The organism is Erwinia sp. MYb416 (assembly GCF_037479575.1).
GTDB classification, from domain to species: Bacteria; Pseudomonadota; Gammaproteobacteria; order Enterobacterales; family Enterobacteriaceae; genus Erwinia; species Erwinia rhapontici.
The window spans coordinates 1-550 of the sequence record NZ_JBBGYT010000362.1; the positions used below are offsets into that span (position 1 = coordinate 1).

Genomic DNA, 550 nt, shown 5'->3' on the forward strand with positions numbered 1-550 from the left:
CGTTCCGGATGGTAATATCGATGCGCTGCTGCTGCGCGGCGATGCATGCTATTTCCTTCTGGAAGCTTATAAACACCTGAAAGTGATCGGGCTGAGTGGAGATGCACGGCGCTTTGCGACGCATTTTGGTCTGGCTGACGACGAACAGGAGGAAGGCATTATTACTGAAAGCAAAGCGGAAGGTAAATTAATGAGCGATTTTGTCGCGGCACTGGCGATGCACCGCATCTGGTCACGCAGCCAGAAAGCATTAAGTGTTCCGGCATAAGCGACAGAAGAAAACTCAGTATAAAAAAAGGCCACCGAAGTGGCCTTTTTTCATTCAAACAATCCGCTACTGATTAACTTGAGGATCGGTATCGTATTCTTTACAGCTCTGGAAGCCATAGTTCATCACACGGCCGGTGTCAGCGTAGCTGACGAAATAGGTTTGCTGCTTCCCGTCACGTTCACCCAGCACATAGGTCTGGCACGTACCACGCGCATGTACCATCGTAATTTCGGTTGATGGTGGCCCGGCAATATCACGAACCTGCTGACGCGTCATGCC

At 50.5% G+C, this 550-nt stretch carries 1 protein-coding gene and 1 pseudogene; one reads left to right on the plus strand and one right to left on the minus strand.

Going from position 1 to position 550, the window contains the following annotated elements; translation table 11 throughout:
- Positions 1-268: pseudogene (katE, locus tag WH277_RS05290) on the plus strand (catalase HPII); the annotation flags it as partial.
- A gap of 66 nt (positions 269-334) precedes the next feature.
- Here the strand turns inward: katE and osmE are convergent.
- The coding region (gene osmE, locus WH277_RS05295) for an osmotically-inducible lipoprotein OsmE (RefSeq protein WP_339504836.1) at positions 335-550 on the minus strand (216 nt) is incomplete at its 5' end.